This is a genomic window from Sulfitobacter sp. THAF37 (assembly GCF_009363555.1).
Classification (GTDB): domain Bacteria; phylum Pseudomonadota; class Alphaproteobacteria; order Rhodobacterales; family Rhodobacteraceae; genus Sulfitobacter.
This window is the reverse complement of the sequence record NZ_CP045375.1, coordinates 14341-36970: the sequence shown is the minus strand read 5'-3', so window position 1 is coordinate 36970 and position 22630 is coordinate 14341. Positions and strand designations below refer to the sequence as shown.

Sequence of the window (22630 nt, the reverse complement as noted above, 5' to 3'; positions counted from 1 at the left end):
TATCGGCGAGACCTCAGCGCTTGGAACCCTTCTCCCCAATTACCCTTGGCTTTCTTGGAAGCCTGGCCGCCGGATTGCTGACAGCGGTCGGGGCGACCCCTGTTCTTTTCGGGCGCATCCCCTCCCGGGCTACGCGCGATCTGCTGCTTGGCTTCGCAGCGGGTGTCATGCTCGCTGCATCGTTCTTCTCGCTGATCATCCCGGCTCTCGACGCAGCCGAAGGACAGTCCGACAACGGTGCTCTCCCGGCGGCCATCGTTTGTGTTGCGCTCCTGCTTGGCATGGGTGCCGTTGCTCTGATGAACGAGCGGCTGCCGCATGAGCATTTCAAGACCGGGCGGGAAGGCCCAGACGCTGCTTCGCTGCGCCGCGTCTGGCTCTTCATCATTGCGATCACGATCCACAATTTCCCCGAAGGACTCGCCGTTGGTGTCGGGTTTGGGGCTGACGGTTTCTCTGGTGGCTTGCCGCTTGCGATTGGCATCGGGCTGCAAAACGCTCCCGAGGGTCTCGCAGTAGCGGTCTCATTGCTTGGTGAGGGATATTCCAGGCGCCGTGCGTGGGGGATTGCCGCCCTGACAGGTCTTGTCGAGCCGGTAGGCGGGCTTCTTGGGGCTGGGATCATCAGCATCTCGCAGCCGCTGTTGCCATGGGGCCTCGCCTTTGCCGCCGGGGCGATGCTCTACGTCATCAGCCACGAAATCATTCCGGAAACCCACCGTTCCGGCCATCAAAACAGGGCGACACTCGGTCTCGCGGTCGGCCTCGTGATCATGTTGTTCCTCGATGTATGGCTGGGATGATGAGATGAAACAGTCCCATTTCCAAGGTTTCATTGCGGCTGGAAGTGCTTTTCTTGTCGATCAGGTGACAAAAGCAATTGTCGTCGCCAATGCGGCAGATTTGAGCGCCGGAATTCCGGTCTTTCCCGGTTTCAATCTCATCTACCTGCGCAACGATGGCGTGACATTCGGATTACTTGGTGGAGCGCCATGGTGGAGCCTTACAGTGTTGGCCCTCGCTGTCTGTGGCTGGTTGACCGTCATGTTGGTGCGCACTGCCAACCCGGTTGAGGCTATCGCCTATGGTGCGATTATCGGTGGCGCGCTCGGCAACGTCCTCGACCGCATCCGGTTTCGGGGTGTGACGGACTTCCTCGATTTCTACGCCGGATCCACGCATTGGCCCGCCTTCAACATGGCGGATGTTTTCGTGGTCGGCGGCGTGGGCCTACTGCTCATAGCCCCTTGGTTGAGCGCCAAGTTTCAGACTGGCACATGATGACGGGCTTGCGACCACTGACGGGTCGTGGCCGTTACATTTCCCTGCGATCAGGGATTAGCTTTATGGCGGGCGGTTTAACGGTTTTAGCCCTTCCACCATTCTCATGGCTCATCGTTGTTCCGGTCGCCTTCTCAGCACTTTTTCTCATGCTCCGGCAGGTTTCGACAGCGCCTGCCTTCTTCATCGGCTGGGCCTTCGGAATAGGCCAGTTCGGGTTTGGAGTTTCCTGGATCGCCGAGAGCTTCTACGTCGATTCCGAACGTTTCGGTGCCCTTGCGATTCCGGCAGTCGCGGGACTGTCCGCCGGACTGGCCATTTTCCCGGCTCTGACAGCGATGCTTTTTGCTGCCGTGATGCAGCGCCGGGCTGTCGGCGGCATTGCAGCGGGCCTGCTGCTTGCAACCTGCTGGGTCGCACTGGAATGGCTGCGGGGGCATGTCCTGACGGGGTTTCCGTGGAACCTTGCCGCTTATGCCCTTGTCGATCACGCCGCCCTGCGCCAAACCGCCGCCTGGGTCGGAAGCTATGGGCTAAGCTTTCTCACGGTCTTTATCGGGCTGTTGCCCGGTGTGTTGATTGTGGCGGCACCAAATAGACGCGTGCCTGTTCTCGTGCTCTTCGCCGTTGCGGTGATGGGCCTCTGGGGTGGCGGCGCGTTGCGTTTAGGGACAAATTTGCCGACGACGGACATCGCTTTGCGCATCGTCCAAGGCAATGTGCCGCAAGTCGAGAAGTGGGCGCCGGGGAGCCGCGAGCGAACACTGGAAAAATACTTGAGCTTGTCTGCGCAACCTGGACGCTTCGACCTGCTGCTGTGGCCGGAAACGGCCTTTCCCGGTTTTCTGGACGAGGACGCCTTGGCGCGCAGGCGGTTATCCACGGTTCTGCCAGACGGCAGGATCCTTTTGACAGGAGTGCCTGACCGCGTAGAGGGCGATGGGGAAACCCGATATTTCAACACGGTTCAAGCCTATGACGGCAACGGCGAAATTCTGACGGGATATGCAAAACATCATCTTGTTCCGTTCGGGGAATATGTGCCCCTGAGAGGCTGGCTGCCGATTGAGCGGCTCACCGAAGGTTTGGGCGATTTCACGCCAGGACCAGGGCCACGCACGCTGGCGATCCCGGGTGCGCCTCTGGTCGCGGTGGCGATCTGTTACGAGATCATTTTTCCGGGCCAGGTGGTCGATGACCTTTTTCGCCCCGACTGGATTTTCAACGCAACAAATGATGCCTGGTTCGGTACCAGCATCGGCCCCGAGCAGCACCTCGCCTCCGCGCGCATGCGCGCGGTCGAAGAAGGGCTTCCTGTGGTCCGGGCGGCCAACACGGGGATTTCCGCGATCATCGACGCCAAGGGAGAGATCATCGCGCGCCTCGAGACCGGACAAACTGGAGTCATAGATGCCAGCCTGCCGACAGCGCTTGCGCCTACACCTTACGCACGTTTCGGTGATTGGACATCGCTGGCGCTCATCTGTGCGGTCTGGGCCTTAGCCTTTACCGTCGGATCGGCCAGACGATGTTTCAATTCAGAAAAATCAAAATCGGAGGAATCGTGATGCTGGTGCTCGCAGGCTTTGTCGGAGGGGCGCTCTGGGGTGGCTACCTGGCGCAACGGCGGAAAGGGAACCGCCTGGATATACTTCAATACGCGACAGGCTTCGGTATTGCTTTCGGCCTAATCGCTTTTTTCGCCTCGGTGATCCTCTTGCGCATCACGTCTTGAGAATGCTTTGGCACCGGCAACGAATTGAAACGACTGTTCAACATATTACTGTACTTGCTCCTGGCGATTTTTGCATCAGGACTGGCCGTATCCGGTGTCGTCTACTTTCTTTTGCGCGCCTCCGTCCCCGACTATGACGAGGATTTCAGTGTTGCGGGAATCGAAGGTCCAGTCGATATTCTGCGAGATGCTGCGGCCATACCGCACATTTCTGCAGACTCCGCTGCGGACGCCTATTTCGCGCTTGGTTTCGTTCACGCTCAGGACAGGCTTGGCCAGTTATTGAGGGCAAGGCGGGCAGCGCAAGCCTTGTTGCCACTTGACCAGACGATCGAAGTCGAGCCTTCGACAGCCCAAGCGCTCGACGCATATGCCGCAGGTGTCAACGCGTGGCTTGGTCTGGTATCCGAAGGCGGGCGCGGCAGAGGCTCACCCGATCTGTTGATCGCGGATGAGAGAATGATCGCTGCCTGGAGACCCGTCGATAGTCTCAGACTTGCCCAAGCGTTTCTGAACGATCTTCAACCCGAGAGACGCCAGAGTGACCTGTCCGGCTTGTCAGATCGACCTCTTTTGCCCGAGCTGTTTGTGACCTCGCCCAAGGTCAGCCTCGATGCTTGGGCCTTGCCTGGAGACAGAACAGCTTCGGGAGCACCAATTCTCGCCGCCGATATACGTGGCCCCTTATCGCTGCCTTCTGAATGGTACCTGGCGGATATTCAACTCCCGACCGGAGCCGCGATTGGGGCTACAATGCCGGGTGTGCCCTTCATTGTCGTCGGTCGCAGCGAACGCGTCGCTTGGGCGTTCCGATCTCTGTCACTGACTGCCCTTAAAGAGCCAGTGAGTCCCACCGCTGCCAAGGCCGGCAATTTTCTGATGATGCTTGACCGTCTGGCGCGGTCCGCCGATGTGAACGATGCTATGGACGCAAGCATGAACCTGGCACCAGCCGGATTGGAGATTCTTGCCATCGGCCGAGAAATCTTTGCTCGCTGGCCTGACAGGGAGGTCGAAACGCCTTTATCGTTTCGAGACGCCCGTCTGGCAGCTCTTGATGTGCGGCAACCGATATTCTCGGTCGAGGGCGCGATTGCGGCGCAGCGCGACACGGTCAGCACTGCCGCGCGGGCGCTTCTTCCTATAATGGCAAAAGAGCTCTGGTTCGTGGGTTCCGCAGGCGCTCTCAAAGAGAACCGCGCAGATGAGCTTCGCGGCGATATTCTGGGTCAACTTGCCCAATGGAATGGCGACATGGATCGCTTTTCACCGGAACCGCTCGTGTTCTGGGCCTGGGCGCGCGCGTTGCAAAAACGGATACTTCAGGATGAATTTCCATCCGCGACAACGGTCTGGGCCAGGCCAAATGCCGATATCCTATTTGCGGTGCTTTCAGATCGCGGAGGGAGCGCAATCTGGTGCGACATCCGCCCGTCCACCCGCATCGAGACCTGCCAGGATCAGGTTCGTGCGGCCCTGGATGATGCCATCGGCTGGCTTGTCGACCGCTACGGACCCGATCCGTCAGATTGGGTCTGGGGCGAAGCACACGCTTTGAATATGGGGTGGGCGCCAATCCGATCGAGTGGGATCATCAGCGATCTGCTGTCTCTCGAAGCCCCATCTTCGGGCGATCCATACACACTGATTGCAACGCTGTTCTCTTCTGACAATGACCGCCCCTTCGCGGCCAGCGCGGGCACCAATTTTCAGGCGGTCATGTCGTTTTCGGAAGAAGCCGGATCCTATTTCATCGCGCCAGCCGGTCAGTCCGGCCACCCGCTCTCACGTTTCTATGAAAACCTTTTTCTCATGTGGATGCAGGGCAAATACCTTCCGATGTCCACTGATCTGTCCTTGGCCCGGGGTGGCGCTGTGGGAACATCCCGACTTTCACCGGTATCCGTCGATACGCCGACAATACAAAATGACAGGAGCCGATGATCACTTACTTCCTCCTTTTCGACCCGTTTGGGTATGCGATTTCGCCAGTGTCCCTTGTTTCCGTCAGCTTGGCCGCATGGTTCTACGTGCGCGGCCTCGCGCGATCCGCTCGCATTCGCGGGACGGTTTCTGTTTGGCGGCAAGCTCTGTTCTTCGCTGGCATGACCTGTATTCTCGCGGCCACGAATGCGCCTCTGGCTTCGTTGGGGCACAGCCTCTTTTCGGTGCACCAAGTGGAGCATCTTCTCCTTCGCCTTGCAGGACCACTACTCATCGCGGTCTCTCAGCCGTGGCGATTATTGCAAGCCGGTTTGAACAGACGGTGGCGTCGATACCTCAGCGCTCTTGGAAAATCTATTACTTTGCGGCTCTTGGCACATCCGGTAACCGCCACTGCCGCGCTCATCACGTCGCTCTTTATCTGGCAGATTCCAGTGCTTTACGGACTTGCGCAGCGCATCGCGGCGATCGAGGTGTTCGCCCATTTTGCGATGGTGCTGGCAGGGATCTGGTATTTCGGCATGCTCTTCGACCCGAGAGATCCCCCTGAGGGCGCGAGGCGCGGCGCAAGGCTGATCTCCGGTTTTGCGGTGATCGTTTCAAACATTTTTCTGGGTTCCTTGACGACACTCAAAGAGGTGAGCCTCTATGCCTCCTACCAAACGGCGGGAACCGGGTTTCTCGATCCCCTGTCCGACGAAACCATGGGTGGCTACACGATCTGGGTCCCGTCCTCGATGCTGATGATCGCCGCGATCATTCTGGTCATGAACGGGTGGAACGCGGCCGAGGTGCGTCGCTGGAATTCACGATACGAGTTGGTGCGAGGGTCAAACTCCGCGGCGCTCGAGTTTCCGGAAACGGCCGAAGAATTGCGTCTGAAAGTAGCAGAGCCAAACCGCGACATGGGCCGGACGCTCGCCATAGGCGCCTTGGTCATGTTCTTGATCGTCATGACGACGGTGATGACAATTGTCTATGCGCTTTGAACAGAGGACCAAATCAAGGGCTGCACCCGCGTCTTTTCCCGCGATCGACATTTTCGCTGCTCCGTCGTCGCAGTCAGGGATTTTGGGCACACTATCTCGGGCTGGCCAAGCTCAGAGGACACGAACGATTTTCTGCACTAAAGTTGACCATCAGAACAAATGCCAACCCACCAGCCTTTGACTGCTGACGCCGCCGCCTCCTGAGTCTTGCTTTGCTGAATTTCGCGAGAACTTGATGCTGCGCTACTTGCCGCTCTGAGATTGCAGGAGGGCGTGTTCGAAGGCCTCCAGCGTGGTCGTGCTGACGTGATGCTCGATCCCCTCCGCATCGCGTTCCGCAGTCTCTTCGTCGATTCCCAGGCTGAGGAGAAACGCGACGACGATCCTGTGCCGCCGGCGGCAGGCCTCGGCCAACTCCCGACCGGCATCCGTGAGGAATATGGCGCGATAAGGTTCCCGCCGCACCAGGCCAGCAGCCTTGAGCCGCGAGATGTTCTTGGTCACGGTCGGCGGCTTCACTCCAAACCGTTCGGCGATTTCCACCGGCCTTGCCTCTCCGCGCGACTCGATCAGTTCGGCGATCAGTTCAACGTAATCTTCCGCCATTTCGCTCTCATGTGCCTGACGCACGGTCGCGAACCCCTCAGCCTGTGCTTCGGGAGCCCTGTCGACAGTTTCGAACGGTTCATGTTCCTGTGATTGCAGCTTTGTCATACTTGAGACTTTGCAGGGAAACTGCAGGATTGACAACTTGTTTGCTTAGGGTAGATAAGTTAGCCATGTCTAACTTTTGAATTCGGAGACTGCAGTGATTCAGAAATTCCTTGGAGCGTTCATTGCTGCACTCGCAAGTGCGCTCGTCCTGTCCGGACCTGTCGCTGCGACGCCTGCCAAGGAGGCTCCATGGCTTCCCGAGGCGGCGGCCTACCGGTTGACTCTCTTCCTCGGAAATCTCGAACCGCTGCCCTGGGATGACGTCGTGACCGCCTGGGCCGAGCCCTACCGGGGTTCGGAATTCTCTGTCGGTGCATTAGCATGGCTGGACGGCAGCAGCGACATCGGACCCGCCCCCCTTCTGGACGCCATCACTCGCAAGGACCGTCAGGCGGTTTTCGCCGAGGCGACACGGCTCATCGCGCTCAGGATCGAAGAGGAACTGGACCGGGTTCTCGCGACCGAAGACCCTGCGACGGCACAGCAGGCCTTGCGAACCGCACGCGAACTCTACCGTGCGTTCGAGGACGGCGTCGCGGCCGCCGATTCGGAGGCTGCGAGACGGATCGGCCTGGCTTGGCTGGAGCTCAATAGCAGCACCGGGTTCTCTGGCGTACTTGGCGCAGGCTCGACATCTGCGGATCGCGAAACCATGGAATCCGCGCGCGCTGTCATCTCCGGCTATCTCGCCGAGAATTACCTCGTTGACGACTTTGCTACGCGTCGGGCGTTAAGCGCCCTGCCGGAAACCGCCGTGCTCAGCGGTCGCGCCATCGAGGTGCCGCCAAGCCTGCCACCGGGCTCCGACATTTTCGATCAGGACCCGTTACCACTGCTCGTCCTCAACTTCGAGGAGCAGGGCATCGACGAGACCGATCTGCCGCTTGTTGCCTACGGCGACATGCTGTTCGACAGTGCGCAAATCTTCGGCAGCCCCGCGCGCGATCTCGGGATCACCTGCTCGACCTGTCACAACCGCTCGGACATCAACCAGCGGCTTTTCGTTCCGGGCGCAAGCCACCAGCCAGGCACGATCGACGTCGACGGCGCCTTTTTCAACCCGATCTTCAACGACCGGCGCGACGACCCGCTCGACATTCCGAGCCTGCGCGGCTTGCGTTTTACAGGTCCCTACGGCCGCGATGGCCGTTTCGCCTCCCTGCGCGATTTCACCCGCAACGTGATCGTCAACGAGTTCGGCGGGGATGAACCGACGCCCTTCATGATGGACGCTCTCGTCGCCTACATGCTCGAATTCGACTTCCTGCCGAATTCCATGCTGACGACTGATGGCCGCCTGACCGACACGGCCCAAGCGGCCGCCCGGCGCGGCGAGAAGATCTTCAACCGGCCCTTCGCCGGGCTCGGCGATCGGTCCTGCGCCAGTTGCCACGTGCCAGACGCGAACTTCCTCGACCGGCAGGCCCACGACATCGGCTCCGTCGCGCCGGGCTACGAGGGGGCTCGCGCCGGTGCGCTGGACACGCCCACGCTGCTCGGCACGGCCTATACCGCCCCCTATTTCCACGAGGGGTCATTGCCGACGCTGGCCGCCGTCGTGGACTGGTTCGACGAGACGAAATCGCTTGGGCTGACCGAGGATGACCGCGCCGATCTGACCGCCTATCTCGAGACCGTTGGCGCGGCAGACGAGCCCTATGAGGCCTTCGACACCGAGAACACCGCTTTCCGGCTGGCATTCGCCGAACTGACGACCTTCGCCTCGACAATCGATACGCTACTGCCGCGGCGGGACGCGGAGCATATCCTGCTGCTGACCGACACCGTGGCCGCGGACCTCTCGGCGGACGCCAGTACCATGTCGAACCTCCCCGCCCGGCCCGAGGTCTATGCGCTGGCCGAACGTCTGGCCGCGGTCGGCGCCGCTGTTCGCGTGGAAGACTGGGAGGCCGCTGAAGCAAGCTGGACCGCGTTCAAGTCCGAAGCCGACGCAATCGAAGAGAGGGCATTCTGATGCCAGTCCATCTGACCCGCAGAACGATACTGACCTTGATCGGCGCGGGCGCGGTGTCTTTGGCGACACCTCTCGCCGCGCAGGACGATGCACTGCGGCTTGCCTTCATCCCGCAGGAGAACCCGGAGAAGCTGCTTGGCGATATCGAGGCCATCACCGGCTGGCTGGCCAGTGAGATCGGCGTCCCTGTCGAAGGGTTCGTTACCATCGACCATGCAGCGGCGGTCGAGGCGCTGCGAAACGGCGACGCGGATATCTCCTTCATGGGCGCCCTGCCCTTCGTTCTGGCCGAGGCCGAGATCGGTGCCGTGCCGCTTCTGTCCGAAGTCTACCGGGGCGCGCCGAGCTACACGGGCCGCATCTTCGTGCGCCGCGACAGCGGCATCCGAGCGCTCGCCGACCTGCGCGGGCACGACATCGCATTCGCGGATCCGATCTCGGAATCGGGCTATCTCTATCCGCTCGCCGAATTCGTGGAGGCCGGGCTGATCGAAGGCCCCGGTCAGGCAGAAGCATTCTTCGGCCGCGTCTTCTTCGCGGGTGGTTACCAGCAGGCGATGCAGGCGATGGCCGAAGGTCTGGTCGATGCCGCAGGCGCCAGCCAGTATGCCGACCTGCTTCTGACGCCGCGGCAACAGGCGGAGGTGACCTGGATCGCGGAAAGCGCGCCGATCCCGAGCCATTTGGTCATCGCTCGCCCGGGGCTCGATGCTGCCCTGCGGGACCGTTTTGTCGACGCAATGCTGCGGCTCAACGAGCCGGAGCACCGCAACAAGCTGGGCTATCTTTATGGACCGGATGGGTACGTCAGGGCGGACGGCGCCGCCTATGACGGCGTACGCGATCTGGCACGGCAATACGGGCTGTTGCGATGAGCACAGCTATCGAGATAGACGACCTGAGTTTTGCCCATACGGGCACGGACCTCCCGGCGCTGGAGCGGCTCTCGTTTCGGGTTTCGGCGGGCGAGAGCGTCGCTTTGCTCGGCCCGTCCGGGGCGGGCAAGACGACCCTGCTGGCACTGCTCGACGGCAGGCTCCAGGCCTGGACCGGATGGGTCTCGGTTCTGGGTGCGCCGCTCGATCCCGACCGCCCGCCGCCGAGCGCGCGCCGTCCGGATACCGGTTTCGTGTTTCAGGAGTTTGCTTTGGTCGAACGCTCCACGGTTCTGCGTAACGTCCTCAACGGGCGCCTGGGACGCATGCCGCCACTGCGGGCCCTGCTGGGATCACCGACCGCGCATGATCTGGAGATTGCGCGCACGGCACTTGCCGATTGCGGCATTGCTGATCTTACCGAACGCAGGGTCGACAGTCTCAGCGGCGGTCAGCGGCAGCGTGTGGCCATCGCGCGGTGCCTGGCCCAGGAACCGCGTCTGATCCTCGCCGACGAACCGGTGAGCAATCTAGACCCCGAGCGTGCCGGAGAGGTCCTGGCGCTGCTGACTGGGGCGGCGCAAGCGCGCGGCGCGACGGCGCTGTTTTCGTCGCACCAACCCGATTTGGCACGGCGTTTCGCGCGGCGCATCATCGGCATTCGTGGCGGGCGGATCGCCTTCGATGTGCCGACCTCCGAGTTGAATGACGATGCGACAGCGGAGCTCTATCGGGAGGTTGAGCCAATCCCCGGTATCGGCCTCAGGGCGGTATCCTGATGGTGTTCCGCGGGTTTGGCGGCTTTACGACGAGTGGTCTGATCGCCGCCGCGGTCCTGTGGTCCTTCGCCACGACCGACGTCGAGTTGTCGCGTCTCATGTCGGCCGGCCCGCGGATCGCCGATTTCCTCGGTCGCATGTTTCCGCCTGACCCGACAGTGATGGCCGAGATCAGGAAAGGCAGCGCGGAAACGCTGAGAATAGCGATCCTCGGCTCCCTCGGTGCGGTGATCCTGTCGATCCCTCTGGCCATCCTCGCCTCCGAGACCATGGTCTCGCGTATGGTGTTCGGCCCTGTGCGCGCGCTGCTAGCCTTTATCCGGGCCGTGCCGCTGATTCTCGTGGCCATGCTCATGGTCGGCGCAGTCGGGCTCGGGCCACTGCCTGGCATCATCGCGGTGGCCTTTCATGCCACCGGGATGCTCGCAAAATTCTATGCCGAGGCAATCGACGGCGTGTCCCGCGCGCCGATCGCAGCACTGGAAAGCGTCGGCGCCGGACCGCTCGTGCGGCTCAGGCATGCGATCTGGCCGCAGATGGCCCCGGTCATCGCCCGGGACACAATCTTCCGGTTCGAACTGAACCTGCGCGAGTCGCTAATCCTCGGCATCGTCGGCGCGGGCGGGATCGGCTTCTACATCCAGACCTACGTGCGTTCCTTCCAGTACGACAAGGCCGCCAGCGTCACGATTGCCGTTGTCGTCATGGTCATCGCCATCGAAGCGCTCAACGTTGCGCTGCGCCGTCGCTTCACCTGACGATCAGGCATAAATGTCTATGGGGGTTCCGTCCCTGACCATGGCGTAGATTTCCTCGATCTGCCGGTCGGTGACAGAGATACAGCCCGCGGTCCAGTCGCGTACATTCACAGGGTCAATCCCGCGTCTTGGGCCGCCATGAATGAAGATGTCCTTTCCCGGAGATCGGCCTTGCGCCTCCGCAAACGCGATGTCGGCCTCATTGGGATATGAGATGCCGATCGAGAGGTGGAAGAGGCTGTCCGGGTTGCGCCGGTCAATCACGTAGGAGCCCTCCGGCGTGCGGCCGTCCCCTTCGAACTGCTTGTGGCCTTCGGGCGCGAAGCCCAATCCGATGGGATAGGTCCGCAAGACATCATCCGCGCCGTCAAGAACCAGCAGCCTCTGCGCCTTGTACATACGCAGCCGGGTCACTTCGGGTCCGTTGTAGGACCGGAACTTGCTGGCACAGCCTGACAGGAGGGCGGCCAATCCGCCCAACAGCAAGACCCGCCGTGGAATTCTGGTATTCATCACTGCTCAACGCCCCTTTTGCGAGGTCTAGTTGATGTCAGACGTTACTCTACCGAAACCGCCGGATCAATGACCGTGCGCCAGTGCTCCCTTCGCCATCTGCTCGCCCACCGGTTCTCCGCCTGAAGGCCCGGCCTCAACCTGATGGCCGTTCAGGAGCCGAAGTGCGTTGGCGACCACCAGCAGAGACACGCCTACATCCGCAGCAATGGCGCCCCACATTGAGGCCATGCCAAACGCGGTCAGCCCGACGAACAGCGCCTTGGTCGCCAGCGATATACCGATATTCTGGTGGATGATCGTCATGGCACGGCGCGAATGGCCGATAAGCCAGGGTACCTTGCCGATGTCGTCGGTCATCAGCGCGATGTCGGCCGTCTCGATCGCGGCATCCGATCCGACAGCGCCCATGGCGATGGCATAATGCGCCCGCGCCATGGCCGGTGCGTCATTCACACCATCGCCGATCATCGCCACCATGTCGTGGCTTTCGACGAGTTCCTCAATGGCCGTCACCTTGTCTTCTGGCAAAAGTTCGGCGCGCACCTCGTCGATGCCGACTTCGGCTGCCACCGCGCGTGCGGTGCGTTCGTTGTCGCCCGTCAACATCACGATGGTCTTCACTCCCTGCGCGTGCAGCCGCGCAACGATCCCCTTGGCATCGGGGCGGATGCGGTCGCGAAGCTCCAGTACGCCGGTCACGCCGGTCTCGTCACCCACGGCAACGAGGGTGCTCCCAGCCCCTTCGATCCGATCCCGCAGATCCGCCGGAATGGCATTGCCGAACCCCTTCTCTTCGGCGAACCGATCCGAGCCGAGCCAGATAGCGCGCCCGTCGGCGCGTCCCTCCAGACCGCGCCCGGGCACGGTGCGGGTGTCCTCTGCGGCAGGCACGGAAACACCATCGGCTTCGGCGCGCGCGAGGATGGCGCGTGCCAGCGGGTGCGAAGACCGCGCCTCCAGGCTTGCTGCCAGCGCCATGAGATCGCGGGCGGGAACGCCGATCAGCGGGTGAACCGCCGCCACCTCAGGCTCGCCCATGGTGATCGTCCCGGTCTTGTCCATCGCCAGTGCCGTGGTCCGCCCCGGCGCCTCGACATAGGCGCCGCCCTTGATGAGCACCCCCGCCCGGGCCGACGCGGTCAGCGCCGCAACGATGGAAACCGGCGTAGAAATGACCAGCGCGCAAGGACATGCGATGACCAGAAGGACCAGAGCGTTGTAGAACCAGTAGTCCCAGGCGCCGCCGAGCAGGAGTGGCGGCACCAGCGCGATGGCGATCGCCAGAGCCATCACGATGGGTGTGTAGATGCGCGCGAACTTGGCCACCCACTGTTCGACCGGCGCGCGGCGGGCATGGGCATCGCCCACCATGCGAATGATTTTCGCGAGCACCGTGTCCGAGGCGGCCTTCGTCGCCCGCACCGTCAGTGTGCCCTCGCCGTTGATCGTGCCGGCATAGACCTCATCGCCCGGCTCCTTTGGCACGAGCGCGCTTTCTCCGGTAATGGGAGCCTGATCGACGGCTCCCGAACCCTCCACCACTTCACCGTCGAGGGGGATGCGGTCGCCGCCGCGCACAATGAAGCGATCGTTCACGGCGACCTCTGCCGCAGGCACATCGGTTTCGCTGCCATCTGATCGGATCACCCAAGCTGTCGGCGGCGCCAGATCCAGCAAGGCCGATACCGCGTTGCGGGCCCGCCCCACACTCCAGCTCTCAAGGTAAAGCGAAAGTGAGAAGAAAAACGCAACCGTCGCGGCCTCGAAGAATTCGCCCAGCCCGATGGCACCCGCCACTGCGACCACCATCAACAAGTTCATGTCAGGGGAAAACCGTCGCGCGGAAGACCAAGCCTTGGGCGCGACCAGCCAGACCCCGAAGAGAATTGCCACCGCGAATAACCCTGCTTCCGCGAGTGGCATCGGCATTTCTCCGTGCCCTGCGAATAGCCCGAGCGCACCACCCATGCCGGTTTCGACGATGTGGTAGAGAAAACCTGCCACCCAGAAGCCGCCGCTGAGCGCGGTAAACCGCTTTTGACGTGCCAGATGCGCGGCCTGATTCTCTGCTGCGTTGTCGGCGTCCCACGGTTTTGCGCTCATGCCGGTACTCGCGACCAGTTGCGAAATCTCGTTGTCCGAAATCCCGACTGCGGTATCCAGAATCGTCATCCGCCCATTGATGACATCGAACGCCAGATGCTCAGTCCCGCCGACTTTTGGACCGACCACCCTATTCAGGATTGCCACCTCTTCGGCACAATCCAGACCGGAAACTTGAAAACTTCGCCCATTCGACGGGATGGATTCTGCCGGTCCCGTGTTGGCTCCAGCACCGCAGCACGCAGCACCATCTCCATGAGAGTGGCGAGCTACGCTCGCATGTTTGTGATCATCAACATGATCGTGACTGCAGTCAGAGCTGTGCTTGTGGTCGTGGCGGTGGCCATTGGAAGACATGGGATTGACCTCGGGATTCGTTCATTCCACATTGAGATAGCCCCTACAGTAACTAGAGCTTCAAGAGCTAAAACAAAAACTTGGTCAAGTAAGGACACCGACCTGCGGAACCTTGAAACGCGTTGCCAAGTCTGTGGACGCGGCTGACCTGCCAAAGAGTGAGATAGACATGCTTCAAAAATATACGGTGATCATGGTTGCAACATTGGCCCTGGCTGGCTGTGCGGTACCTCCGAAGGAAGGCAACGATCCATTCAGGATCGGGAATATTCCAGAGTCTGTCGCAACCCTCGCTGCGCCCGACCAGGATCTCAACACGGCACGGCTACGTTCCGAAGATAACTGCTATTGGTATGCGCATAGTGGGCCGGTTGAAACGACGTTGGTCCCGTTGCGATCGGCAGGCGGCAATCCCATCTGCGTCGCGCGCCAATCCTGATTGGCGCGTTCGAGCGTCGGATTGACGGCGCGGCTTGGGTCAACTCTGCGGAGTCACGCTGTCCTCGGCTGAATATAGGAACGCCGTCGAGCCAATTTCCACATTCGGATACAGATCATTTATGTGCGCCATGACCATCCGGACGCAACCGGAACTTGCTCGGCCGCCGATGCTTCGCGGGTGTGGTGTACCGTGGATGCGCAGATAGGTGTCCCGGTCCCCGACATAGAGATAAAGCGCCCGTGACCCGAGCGCGTTCTCAGGTCCGGGTTCCATACCGTCAGCGATGTCGGCGTAGAGCTCCGGGTCGCGGTCAATCATGTTCTGTGTTGGCTGCCAATGCGGCCACCTGACCTTGCGCTTGATCGTGTAGACGCCCGGCTCATAAAGTTTGCCACGAGCAATCGCTACGCCATAGCGCATCGCCGTTCCGCCTTCCTCGATATGGTAAAGATAGCGCGCAACAGCATCGACATGGATGTCTCCGGCCACAAGACCATCTTTAGCTACAACCCGCTGCGGCAGAAAGCGCGGATGCAGGCCCCACGGGTTTGATGTGGCCGGGTTGTAGCCCGGCGGTGTAACCTGTGCATCCCAAGCAGCCTTTTCCGCTTCAATGGGCCAGGTGTCAGCGAGGAGCGGACTCGAGATAGACGCCGAGAACAGTGCGGCGGTCGTCTGGATGAAATGTCGTCTTGTCAGCATGTATCGTGCTCCGCGCAGTTTCTATTTCGGTGTCGGATCTGTCAGATCGATTTATTCCACGCTAAAACGTCTAGCAACTAGAGGTTCAAGGGTTAAATTTTCACTTAACCGCGAGAAGCAGAGGATTGGATAGCGATTTCAATGCTAGACGTTTACGCGCCAACTGGGTCAGCAAAGGGCTAAATCCAAAAAGGTTTCTCTACTATATCGTTGCGCGCCACATCCGATAGCGCCCCTGCCCGGTCACCTCACGGATCAGACCCCGCGCTTCCAACCAGCCAAGGTTGCGCTGGACGGCGGCGCGGCTGGCGCCAGTCAAGATTTGAGTCATCGGTGCAGAGACGAGTGGCCACTCGGTCAGTAAGGCGCGGAGAGCAGGTGGCGTCTTGCCCGAGAGCAGTGCCATTTCGGCGTCTGCGCGCATAGCCCATGCCTCTATGTCGTCTAGGTGCCGCATCGCGCTCAAGGATGCTGTCATCATCCCATCGAGCCAACGCGCCAGACGATCAGCGGGTGGGCCGCCAGCGCGCAGCCCCCCTGATCCGCCCATGGCCAGAGGTACAAAGACCGCCCCCCTTCCCTCACCGGCCGCAATCCTCGCGGCTGTGACTGCCGCCTCCATCCCGTCTCCGTGCTGTCCGAGACCAGCGAGGTTCCAGAGGTGGAAGCCCATGCAGGCGCGGCTGATCGGATGCAGATCGACAGATCGCACCATCAGATCCAGCCATCCGCTCGCACGATTCATGAAAGGTTCGGCATCATCACCAAGGTTCTCGGGATCGCGGCGGTCGAGAAAAGCGGAAAGGTCCACCTCGGGCCCCGGCCCGCCGCTCAAACGGCGAACTGCCCATCCGACACGCGCGAGTGCTGCGGTGTCCTCCTGAACGCCTGATAGGCGCATGGATATCCAAAGAGCAAGGCGATCCGGGCCGATACGATCACCCACAAACCAGCTGAGGTCAGCTGCCTCGATCAGGGCAAGCCTGTGTCGCCATCCTTCGGGGCCGCGCTTCAGGCGGTCGTCCAGCGCGCCGACGCGACCAGCTACACTGGCAAGACGCGCGGCGAGACCCGCCTCTGCTTTCCGCCATTCATCAAGGACTTCGGTTTCACGCGGTTCGGCCCGTGGTCCGGGTGGCAGATAATCCGGCTCTTCTTCCATCGGACCGGGCAGGAACCAAAGATCCTCCTCTGACGACTGTTCCACCTCTTCAGCGTCGAGGAAGAGAGCATCAAAATCATCATGTAACGTAGGCGCTTTAGGCTTCATATGTGCAAAATACTAGAATTTTGCACTTTACCAAAGGGTTTTGTCGGAGTGCGCCCACGCTCTTTATATAGTACGCGGGGGCGATGGTCGGCGAGGGCTCTCACATCGCGCTCAGCCTATGGAAACCAAGGGCTTTCCGTTGAACCAAGCCACAGAGAGCGTCCTTGCATTCGCTTACAAACGGTCGTTTATTAGCGATACCTTAAATTGCAAACGGCCCGATTTCATGCCCCTGATAGGCTACGCCCGTGTTTCCACAGAGGATCAGACCCCCCTGCCCCAGTCTGAGGCCCTGCAAACTGCGGGTTGCGTCGAGATCTTTGAAGAGCACGCCTCGGGCGGCAATCGCGCGCGACCGGTGCTGGCACGCGTGCTCGAACGCGTCCAGAGCGGCGATACGCTGGTCGTTGTGCGGATCGACCGGCTTGCGCGGTCTCTGTCGCACTTGCTGGAGGTGATCGAACGTCTGGAGGCCAAGGGCGCCTTCTTCCGCTCCCTGCAGGATCCCATCGACACCGCATCCCCGCAAGGCAAGTTCACGCTGCAGGTTCTGGGTGCCGCGGCCGAGTTCGAGCGCGCTCTGATCCGCGAACGCACCAAGGCCGGGCTTGCCTCTGCGCGCGCCAAAGGGCGCGTTGGTGGCAATCCTGGGCTACGCGCCAAGGATCCCGCCGCGCTGCGCAAGGTGCGGCTTGCGCGACAGGACGGCTATATGGAGCGCCTCAACGAGACCGCGCAGGATTGGGTGCCCCATGTGCGCCGCTTGCGGCCGGATATGGCCTGGGAAGACCTGCTGCGGATCATCAATGGCCGACTGTCCCCAGATCGCCATTGGACACAAAGCCGACTGCTCCGCGCTGTGAAGGCCTATGTCAGAGACGGTTTCCTTCCTGCCGAGGTGCTTGGCCGCGCCGGACGCCGCGAAACCAATGACCGCCTGCCGGCCATCGTCGCAGCGATCAAAGGCGCGGACCCCGAAATCACGCTGCAGGCGATCTGCGACCGGCTGGAATCGATGCGCGAACGGACCCCTCGAGGTCGTACCAGCTGGCAGCCGTCTTCGGTCAAAATGTTGCTCGAACGCGCGGAGCGGCTTGGCCTAATTTCATCAGAATCGGCTCACTCCCAACTGTAACTAGCAGAGGCTCAAACAGCTGAATCTATCGCTCCAAACACTGTCAGAAGGTCAATTGTGCCATTGGTTGCATGGGTTTAGCCAATACCGTCCAAACAATCCTCATGAGCGGCTTGAAGCACGGTCTTGTGGACTTATTGCCGTAAAATCAACAACTTGCGGTTATCTTGATGTGACTGTACGTATTGGTGCTGTGGATAACTTTCACACTACATCTAGATTCTTCTTGCCGGACTCACTTGATCGTGGCATTCCCGTTCTGACGGCAAAACGCGTCAGACGCGCTGTACACCGTCAGAATGACCAAGAGCCTCAACAGAGGCCGAGAGTGGGCGGCAGGACATGGATGATCGTAACGTTGGATACGCGCAAGGCATAGGCTCTTCCGACATCGGAGCATTTGCCGACAATCTGGCTGAATCTTTGGATCGCCAGATGAAGATCGCTTTCGAGCCCGAAGAACGAAAGTCCCTGCGCCGTTTCAGTTCTACCGAAGTTGCCAGCCTCCTGCGCGTGAGCACATCTAACCTGCGCAACCGGCACAAGGACGGCAGCTTCCCGGAAGTTCAAACAGACAACCGCGGACACCGGTTCTACACAGCCCAGGAGATCGATAAGCTGCGCGACATTCTGGGGCGCACCGGAAAGAACGCAGAAAGCTACCGCCCTGGTCGACGTGACGGCGATCGTCTCCAGGTGATATCTGTCGTCAATTTCAAAGGCGGATCATCAAAAACAACAGCAACGATCCATCTTGCACAACGGTATGCTTTGCGAGGTTACCGAGTGTTGGTCTTGGATCTCGATCCGCAGGCAAGTTTGACCACCTTTTTCGGCTTTCGGCCTGAGCTCGAGTTCGCTGAAGGCGGCACAATCTATGATGCCCTGAGATATGAGGAACAAGTTCCGCTCTCGGCCGTTATCCAAAAAACTTACTTCCATAAGCTCGATATGGTCCCAGCGGGCCTAATGCTCTCGGAATACGAAACTGAGACGGCAAACGCCCTCGCCCGCCGGGTGCAGCCCATATTTGCGGAGCGTCTCGCCTTAGCGCTTGAGGAAGTAGAGGCGAATTACGACATCGTTCTGATCGACTGTCCACCTCAACTTGGTTTTCTTACCCTAACGGCGTTGGCAGCCTCGACGGGGCTCCTGGTAACGGTGGTACCAGGCATGCTCGACATTGCTTCTATGAGCCAGTTCCTCAAGCTTGCTTCGGAAACGGTGAAGGCTGTCGAAGAAGCCATTGGCCGGCGCGTTACCTGGGACTTCGTTAAGTTCTTGATAACGAGATACGAGCCTTCGGACGGGCCTCAGACGCAAATGGCGGGCTACCTGAGATCGATCTTGGCCGGTCAGGTCATGACTGAGCCAATGCTGAAGTCTACAGCAATCTCGGACGCCGGCATGACCCAGCAAACCGTCTACGAAGTTGATCCGAGCCAGTTCATCAGGAAAACGATTGATCGCGCTCTGACCAGCGTGAACGGCGTTGGCGATGAGTTGGAACAAACAATCCAAATGGCATGGGGGCGTCGCTGATGGCCCGAAATATCTTCAATCAGCCTCCAAAGGACGAGAAGCAGAGCGCGGCCCCCTCCCCTACCCCGCCAAAAGCGGCAAAACTGCCAGGATCTGTTGGCGGATTGCGCGACTCTTTGCGCGAGATTACCGCGAATTCCATTCGGGACATCGAGCCCGATCAGATTGACATGGATGGTCTGCGCGATCGGTTGGTACTGGAGGATTCCAGTATTGATGAGTTGGCCGAAAGCATTCGCAAGCATGGGCAACAAGTGCCAATTATGGTCCGTCCATCGGCCCAACCGGACAGATACCGTATCATCTACGGCCGACGCAGACTTGCAGCGATCCGCATGGTCGGCGGAACGGTCAAGGCGATCGTTCGAACCTTGGATGACGACGCATCTCTGATCGCACAGGGCCAAGAGAACAACCTCCGACTAGACCCGTCTTTCATCGAGAAATCTCTTTTTATCAAAGAGATGCAGGAATCAGGTTACAAGCCAAACGTTATTCAGGATGCTCTAGGCTTGACACGGCAGGGCGTATCCAACCATCGCGTCGTCATAGAGCAACTGCCAGAAGGGCTTGTACAGCTGATCGGGCCGGCACATGGCATCGGACGACGGCAGTGGGGTGACCTGGCCGCGTTCTCAAAAAAGATAGATCTGGTGAACACGGCCAAAGAGGCAATTGCCGCCCTGCCCGACGACACTCCAAGCGCGGAGAAGTTTCAGGCAGTCTACTCGGCTTGCTCGAACAAGGCGCGTAGCGACAAGAAGCAAGCCAACCGCAGCCTAACGTCCGTCGTCAAAGACGGGGACGGTAGCTCCGTGGGAACACTGACAGTCGATCAGAAAACGATCGCCATCAAGATCGCCAAGAAGGACAACCCAGAATTCGGCCGATGGTTCGAAGAGCGCGCGGAGGCAACGCTTTTGCAGCTCTTCAAACAGTGGCGGAATGAGAGCGGCTCTGGGTCCTAACCCAAGCCACACCGAGTAACGCGAGCAGAGGAGAAAAGCGAAGACCAGAAAGAAAAGAGCCCCCCAAAGTTTCCCCTGGAGAGCCCTCATCATTCGATTAGCACTCATGATGTAGCAACCTCCAGCAAACTGGTCAAGAGTCACCGATTCGGTGGACGGATTTTTATTGCCTTTTCCTGAGCGAAATCTTGGGAAGAGACAGGGAAGTTGTGGGCCGAACGGTCGTCGTGAACAAACCATGGCATTTACAAAACTATCGATCAGAACCGATGGTGCTGATGCATCTTGCGGCTCAATTTCTGCGGCTGAAACCGACATCTGGACCATCTTCAGGGCACTGAGAGATGCACGTAGCGTATTCGGTCTGCGTCCTGGCCATATCCAAACACTTCAAGCCATGCTCAGTTTCTTGAAGCCCGGCCATGGGGAAACGGTTTTCGCGTCCAACGACTCGATTTGCCAGCGCGTCGGCGGTATCGACGAACGGACCCTTCGCAGACACATCAACCGTTTCGTTGAACTCGGTTTCATCAAGCGCAATGACAGCTCGAACCGAAAGCGCTACCGCGTTCGCTCGTCCAGCGGGGAATGCATCAGTTATGGACTATCTCTAACCCCCCTCCTCCAACGTGCGAACGAGCTTATCGCCATAGCACATGAGATGGAAAATAACCGGCGGGATCGGATATTTGCCCGCAAACAGATCCTCACAAAACTCGCCCACTTGGAAGAGCATGATCCCAGCAACACATTCATCAGCCACGCACGGAGAGCTCTACGCAGGAAGCTGAGCCTTCCTGAATACCACGCGCTACTCGCAGACACAGACAGAGAATGCCAGAGTTTACATACCCCAGATGACCCACCAGAAACTGTAGAATTGCCCGCCAATGACGGACAAACTGTCCGGCACCAATCTAAGTCTGAAGAAGAAAAAAAAGATTTAGATAGCAACATAGGCAATGAAGCTCTGAAACCAGACTTGCTAACCTCAGTTTGCGATCAAGCGACGTCGTTCTCCACAGAGAGACTTAGAAACTGGTTGGAAATTGAAAACCATGCTCGAACACTTGCACCCATGATGGGGATTCACCCAGATACATTCGAAAAAGCCAAGAATGCAGTCGGAGCTCAGAAAGCGTCATGCGCGATCTTCATCATGCTACAACTTGGAAAACGTATCAGGGACTTTGGAGCGTATTTTCACAGTATTACCTTGGGCCAACGTCAAGACCAGTTTGATCCAATGGCTTTGATCAAGCGTCTATCCAAAACTGCTATGCAAACCGCCTAGTGTCCACCGCGGTGGACGTCTGACCGGCAACTAGTCCAATGGTAATACCCACCGATCTAAAGGAGATGCGGAAGAAAAATTTTCTCGGCAGGATGAACGAGGAGATTCCGATGAAGAAGACACGATTCACCGAGGCGCAGATCATGGGCGTGCTGCGCCAGATGGAGGGCGTTGTGCCTGCCGCCGAACTGTGCCGGGAACATGGCATGAGCAGCGCCACGCTGTACAAATGGCGGGCGAAGTACGGCGGCATGGACGCCAGCCTGATTAGCGAGATGAAGGCGATGGCCGAGGAGAACCGACGCCTGAAGCGCATGTATGCCGACGTCAGCATGCAGAATGACCTCCTGAAGGAGGCGCTTGGAAAAAATGAGACGGCGAGCTCAGCGCCGAGAGTTGGCCGTGAAAGCGGTGGCGATGAAGGGGGTCAGCATTGCGCTGGCGTGCCGGGCGTTCGACGTCAGTGAGACCTGCTATCGGTACAGCCCCAACCTAGACGATGAGAACGAGCAAATCGCGGATCTGCTATTGGGGCTGACAGCAGCGAAGAAGAGCTGGGGCTTCGGTCTGTGCTTTCTCTACCTGCGCAACGTCTAGGGGCATGGCTGGAACCACAAGCGGGTGTATCGGATCTACCGCGAGTTGGAACTGAACCGCAGGATCAAGCTGCGCAAACGGATGAAGCGGGACAAACCTGATGAGCTGGCTGTGCCGGACGCACCGAACGAGGTGTGGTCGATGGACTTCATGGCGGATCGCCTCGGCGACGGTCGCCAGTTTTCGCTGTTGAATGTCCTGGATGATTTCAACCGCGAGGGCTTGGGCATCGAGATCGACTTCTCGCTGCCTGCTGAGCGGGTCGTGCGGGCGCTGAACCAGATCATCGAATGGCGCGGTGCTCTTGGAACAATTTGTTTCGATAAGGGCCCGGAATACATCAGCGGCACCCTCATGGAATGGGCTGAGAACAAGGGCATCACCCTGTCTTATATCCAACCCGGCAAGCCCCAGCAGAATGCCTATGTCGAGCGCTACAACCGGACGGTCCGGCACGAATGGCTGGACCTTTACATTTTCGAAAGCATTGAGGCGGTTCAGCAGATTGCCACGGAGTGGCTCTGGTCTTACAACCACGAACGGCCCAACATGGGTAACGGCAGGATGACCCGCGGTCTTTCCACACGCATCATAGCTACCGAGCCAAATTCCAATAGGGCGCTTCTGCGCGGTCATTCCGTGTTTCTCCGACCG

The 22630-nt window shown here is 59.7% G+C and carries 20 protein-coding genes and 1 pseudogene; 16 read left to right on the top strand and 5 right to left on the bottom strand.

All coding sequences use genetic code 11. From position 1 onward, the window contains the following. Nucleotides 1-20 precede the first annotated feature (20 nt). The 6 genes from FIU94_RS19010 to FIU94_RS18990 are packed head-to-tail and all read left to right on the top strand — an operon-like array spanning nucleotide 21 to nucleotide 5949. Nucleotides 21-803, top strand: a complete 783-nt coding sequence (locus FIU94_RS19010) for a ZIP family metal transporter (protein ID WP_043754952.1) — start codon at nucleotides 21-23, stop codon at nucleotides 801-803. Then, on the top strand, nucleotides 787-1281 hold the full coding sequence (lspA, locus tag FIU94_RS19005; protein ID WP_081979728.1) for a signal peptidase II: 495 nt from the start codon (nucleotides 787-789) through the stop codon (nucleotides 1279-1281). The genes FIU94_RS19010 and lspA overlap by 17 nt, the downstream gene beginning before the upstream one ends. After that, entirely contained in the window at nucleotides 1278-2849 is a 1572-nt protein-coding gene (lnt, locus tag FIU94_RS19000; protein ID WP_254702698.1) for an apolipoprotein N-acyltransferase, read from the top strand. The genes lspA and lnt overlap by 4 nt, the downstream gene beginning before the upstream one ends. Then, complete coding sequence (locus FIU94_RS20965) at nucleotides 2849-3016, top strand: hypothetical protein (RefSeq protein WP_172975963.1); 168 nt, start codon at nucleotides 2849-2851, stop codon at nucleotides 3014-3016. The genes lnt and FIU94_RS20965 overlap by 1 nt, the downstream gene beginning before the upstream one ends. A 24-nt stretch (nucleotides 3017-3040) precedes the next feature. Continuing rightward, nucleotides 3041-4960, top strand: coding sequence for a penicillin acylase family protein (locus tag FIU94_RS18995; protein WP_152467398.1), 1920 nt, complete (start codon nucleotides 3041-3043; stop codon nucleotides 4958-4960). Then, nucleotides 4957-5949, top strand: coding sequence for a cytochrome c oxidase assembly protein (locus FIU94_RS18990; protein WP_152467397.1), 993 nt, complete (start codon nucleotides 4957-4959; stop codon nucleotides 5947-5949). The genes FIU94_RS18995 and FIU94_RS18990 overlap by 4 nt, the downstream gene beginning before the upstream one ends. A 243-nt stretch (nucleotides 5950-6192) precedes the next feature. Here FIU94_RS18990 and mntR read toward each other — a convergent pair whose 3' ends face one another. Then, nucleotides 6193-6663, bottom strand: a complete 471-nt coding sequence (gene mntR, locus FIU94_RS18980) for a manganese-binding transcriptional regulator MntR (RefSeq protein ID WP_009820125.1) — start codon at nucleotides 6661-6663, stop codon at nucleotides 6193-6195. Between the two features lie 94 nt (nucleotides 6664-6757). Between mntR and FIU94_RS18975 the strand changes: the two genes are divergently transcribed. From FIU94_RS18975 to phnE, 4 genes are read left to right on the top strand one after another with little or no spacing between them, the layout of a single operon-like run. Further along, complete coding sequence (locus FIU94_RS18975; protein WP_152467396.1) at nucleotides 6758-8638, top strand: cytochrome c peroxidase; 1881 nt, start codon at nucleotides 6758-6760, stop codon at nucleotides 8636-8638. Continuing rightward, nucleotides 8638-9513 (top strand): phosphate/phosphite/phosphonate ABC transporter substrate-binding protein, encoded by an 876-nt coding sequence (locus FIU94_RS18970; RefSeq protein ID WP_152467395.1) that lies wholly within the window; start codon nucleotides 8638-8640, stop codon nucleotides 9511-9513. Before FIU94_RS18975 ends, FIU94_RS18970 begins: the two co-directional genes overlap by 1 nt. After that, entirely contained in the window at nucleotides 9510-10292 is a 783-nt protein-coding gene (locus tag FIU94_RS18965) for a phosphonate ABC transporter ATP-binding protein (protein WP_152467394.1), read from the top strand. The genes FIU94_RS18970 and FIU94_RS18965 overlap by 4 nt, the downstream gene beginning before the upstream one ends. Further along, nucleotides 10292-11050 carry a phosphonate ABC transporter, permease protein PhnE gene (gene phnE, locus FIU94_RS18960; protein ID WP_043755209.1) on the top strand — a complete coding sequence of 253 codons (759 nt, stop codon included), beginning with the start codon at nucleotides 10292-10294 and terminating at the stop codon, nucleotides 11048-11050. Before FIU94_RS18965 ends, phnE begins: the two co-directional genes overlap by 1 nt. A gap of 3 nt (nucleotides 11051-11053) precedes the next feature. Here the strand turns inward: phnE and FIU94_RS18955 are convergent, their stop codons facing one another. Then, nucleotides 11054-11563, bottom strand: coding sequence for a murein L,D-transpeptidase family protein (locus tag FIU94_RS18955; RefSeq protein ID WP_043755213.1), 510 nt, complete (start codon nucleotides 11561-11563; stop codon nucleotides 11054-11056). A gap of 66 nt (nucleotides 11564-11629) precedes the next feature. Then, the gene (locus tag FIU94_RS18950) at nucleotides 11630-14026 is read right to left on the bottom strand and encodes a cation-translocating P-type ATPase (protein WP_254702697.1); all 2397 of its coding nucleotides are present in this window, start codon (nucleotides 14024-14026) and stop codon (nucleotides 11630-11632) included. Between the two features lie 169 nt (nucleotides 14027-14195). Between FIU94_RS18950 and FIU94_RS21110 the strand changes: the two genes are divergently transcribed. After that, a complete protein-coding gene (locus tag FIU94_RS21110) occupies nucleotides 14196-14465 on the top strand; it encodes a hypothetical protein (protein ID WP_152467392.1) in 270 nt (89 codons plus the stop codon). A gap of 39 nt (nucleotides 14466-14504) precedes the next feature. Here the strand turns inward: FIU94_RS21110 and FIU94_RS18935 are convergent, their stop codons facing one another. Beyond that, nucleotides 14505-15170 carry a L,D-transpeptidase gene (locus FIU94_RS18935; protein WP_152467391.1) on the bottom strand — a complete coding sequence of 222 codons (666 nt, stop codon included), beginning with the start codon at nucleotides 15168-15170 and terminating at the stop codon, nucleotides 14505-14507. A 202-nt stretch (nucleotides 15171-15372) separates the two neighbouring features. Then, nucleotides 15373-16440: a hypothetical protein gene (locus FIU94_RS18930; protein ID WP_043754163.1), complete on the bottom strand. Its 1068-nt coding sequence runs from the start codon at nucleotides 16438-16440 to the stop codon at nucleotides 15373-15375. Nucleotides 16441-16666: 226 nt separating this feature from the next. On the opposite strand from FIU94_RS18930, the gene FIU94_RS18925 reads away from it, so the two are divergent. The 5 genes and pseudogenes from FIU94_RS18925 to FIU94_RS18905 all read left to right on the top strand — a co-directional run. Further along, entirely contained in the window at nucleotides 16667-17575 is a 909-nt protein-coding gene (locus FIU94_RS18925; protein WP_152467450.1) for a recombinase family protein, read from the top strand. 342 nt (nucleotides 17576-17917) lie between these two features. Then, nucleotides 17918-19117, top strand: coding sequence for a plasmid partitioning protein RepA (gene repA, locus FIU94_RS18920; protein WP_152467390.1), 1200 nt, complete (start codon nucleotides 17918-17920; stop codon nucleotides 19115-19117). Further along, entirely contained in the window at nucleotides 19117-20085 is a 969-nt protein-coding gene (repB, locus tag FIU94_RS18915; protein WP_232237241.1) for a plasmid partitioning protein RepB, read from the top strand. The genes repA and repB overlap by 1 nt, the downstream gene beginning before the upstream one ends. A gap of 238 nt (nucleotides 20086-20323) precedes the next feature. Further along, on the top strand, nucleotides 20324-21379 hold the full coding sequence (gene repC / locus FIU94_RS18910) for a plasmid replication protein RepC (protein ID WP_152467388.1): 1056 nt from the start codon (nucleotides 20324-20326) through the stop codon (nucleotides 21377-21379). Between the two features lie 110 nt (nucleotides 21380-21489). Next, nucleotides 21490-22546 (top strand): annotated as a pseudogene (locus tag FIU94_RS18905) (IS3 family transposase); the annotation flags it as partial. Between the last annotated feature and the right edge of the window lie 84 nt (nucleotides 22547-22630).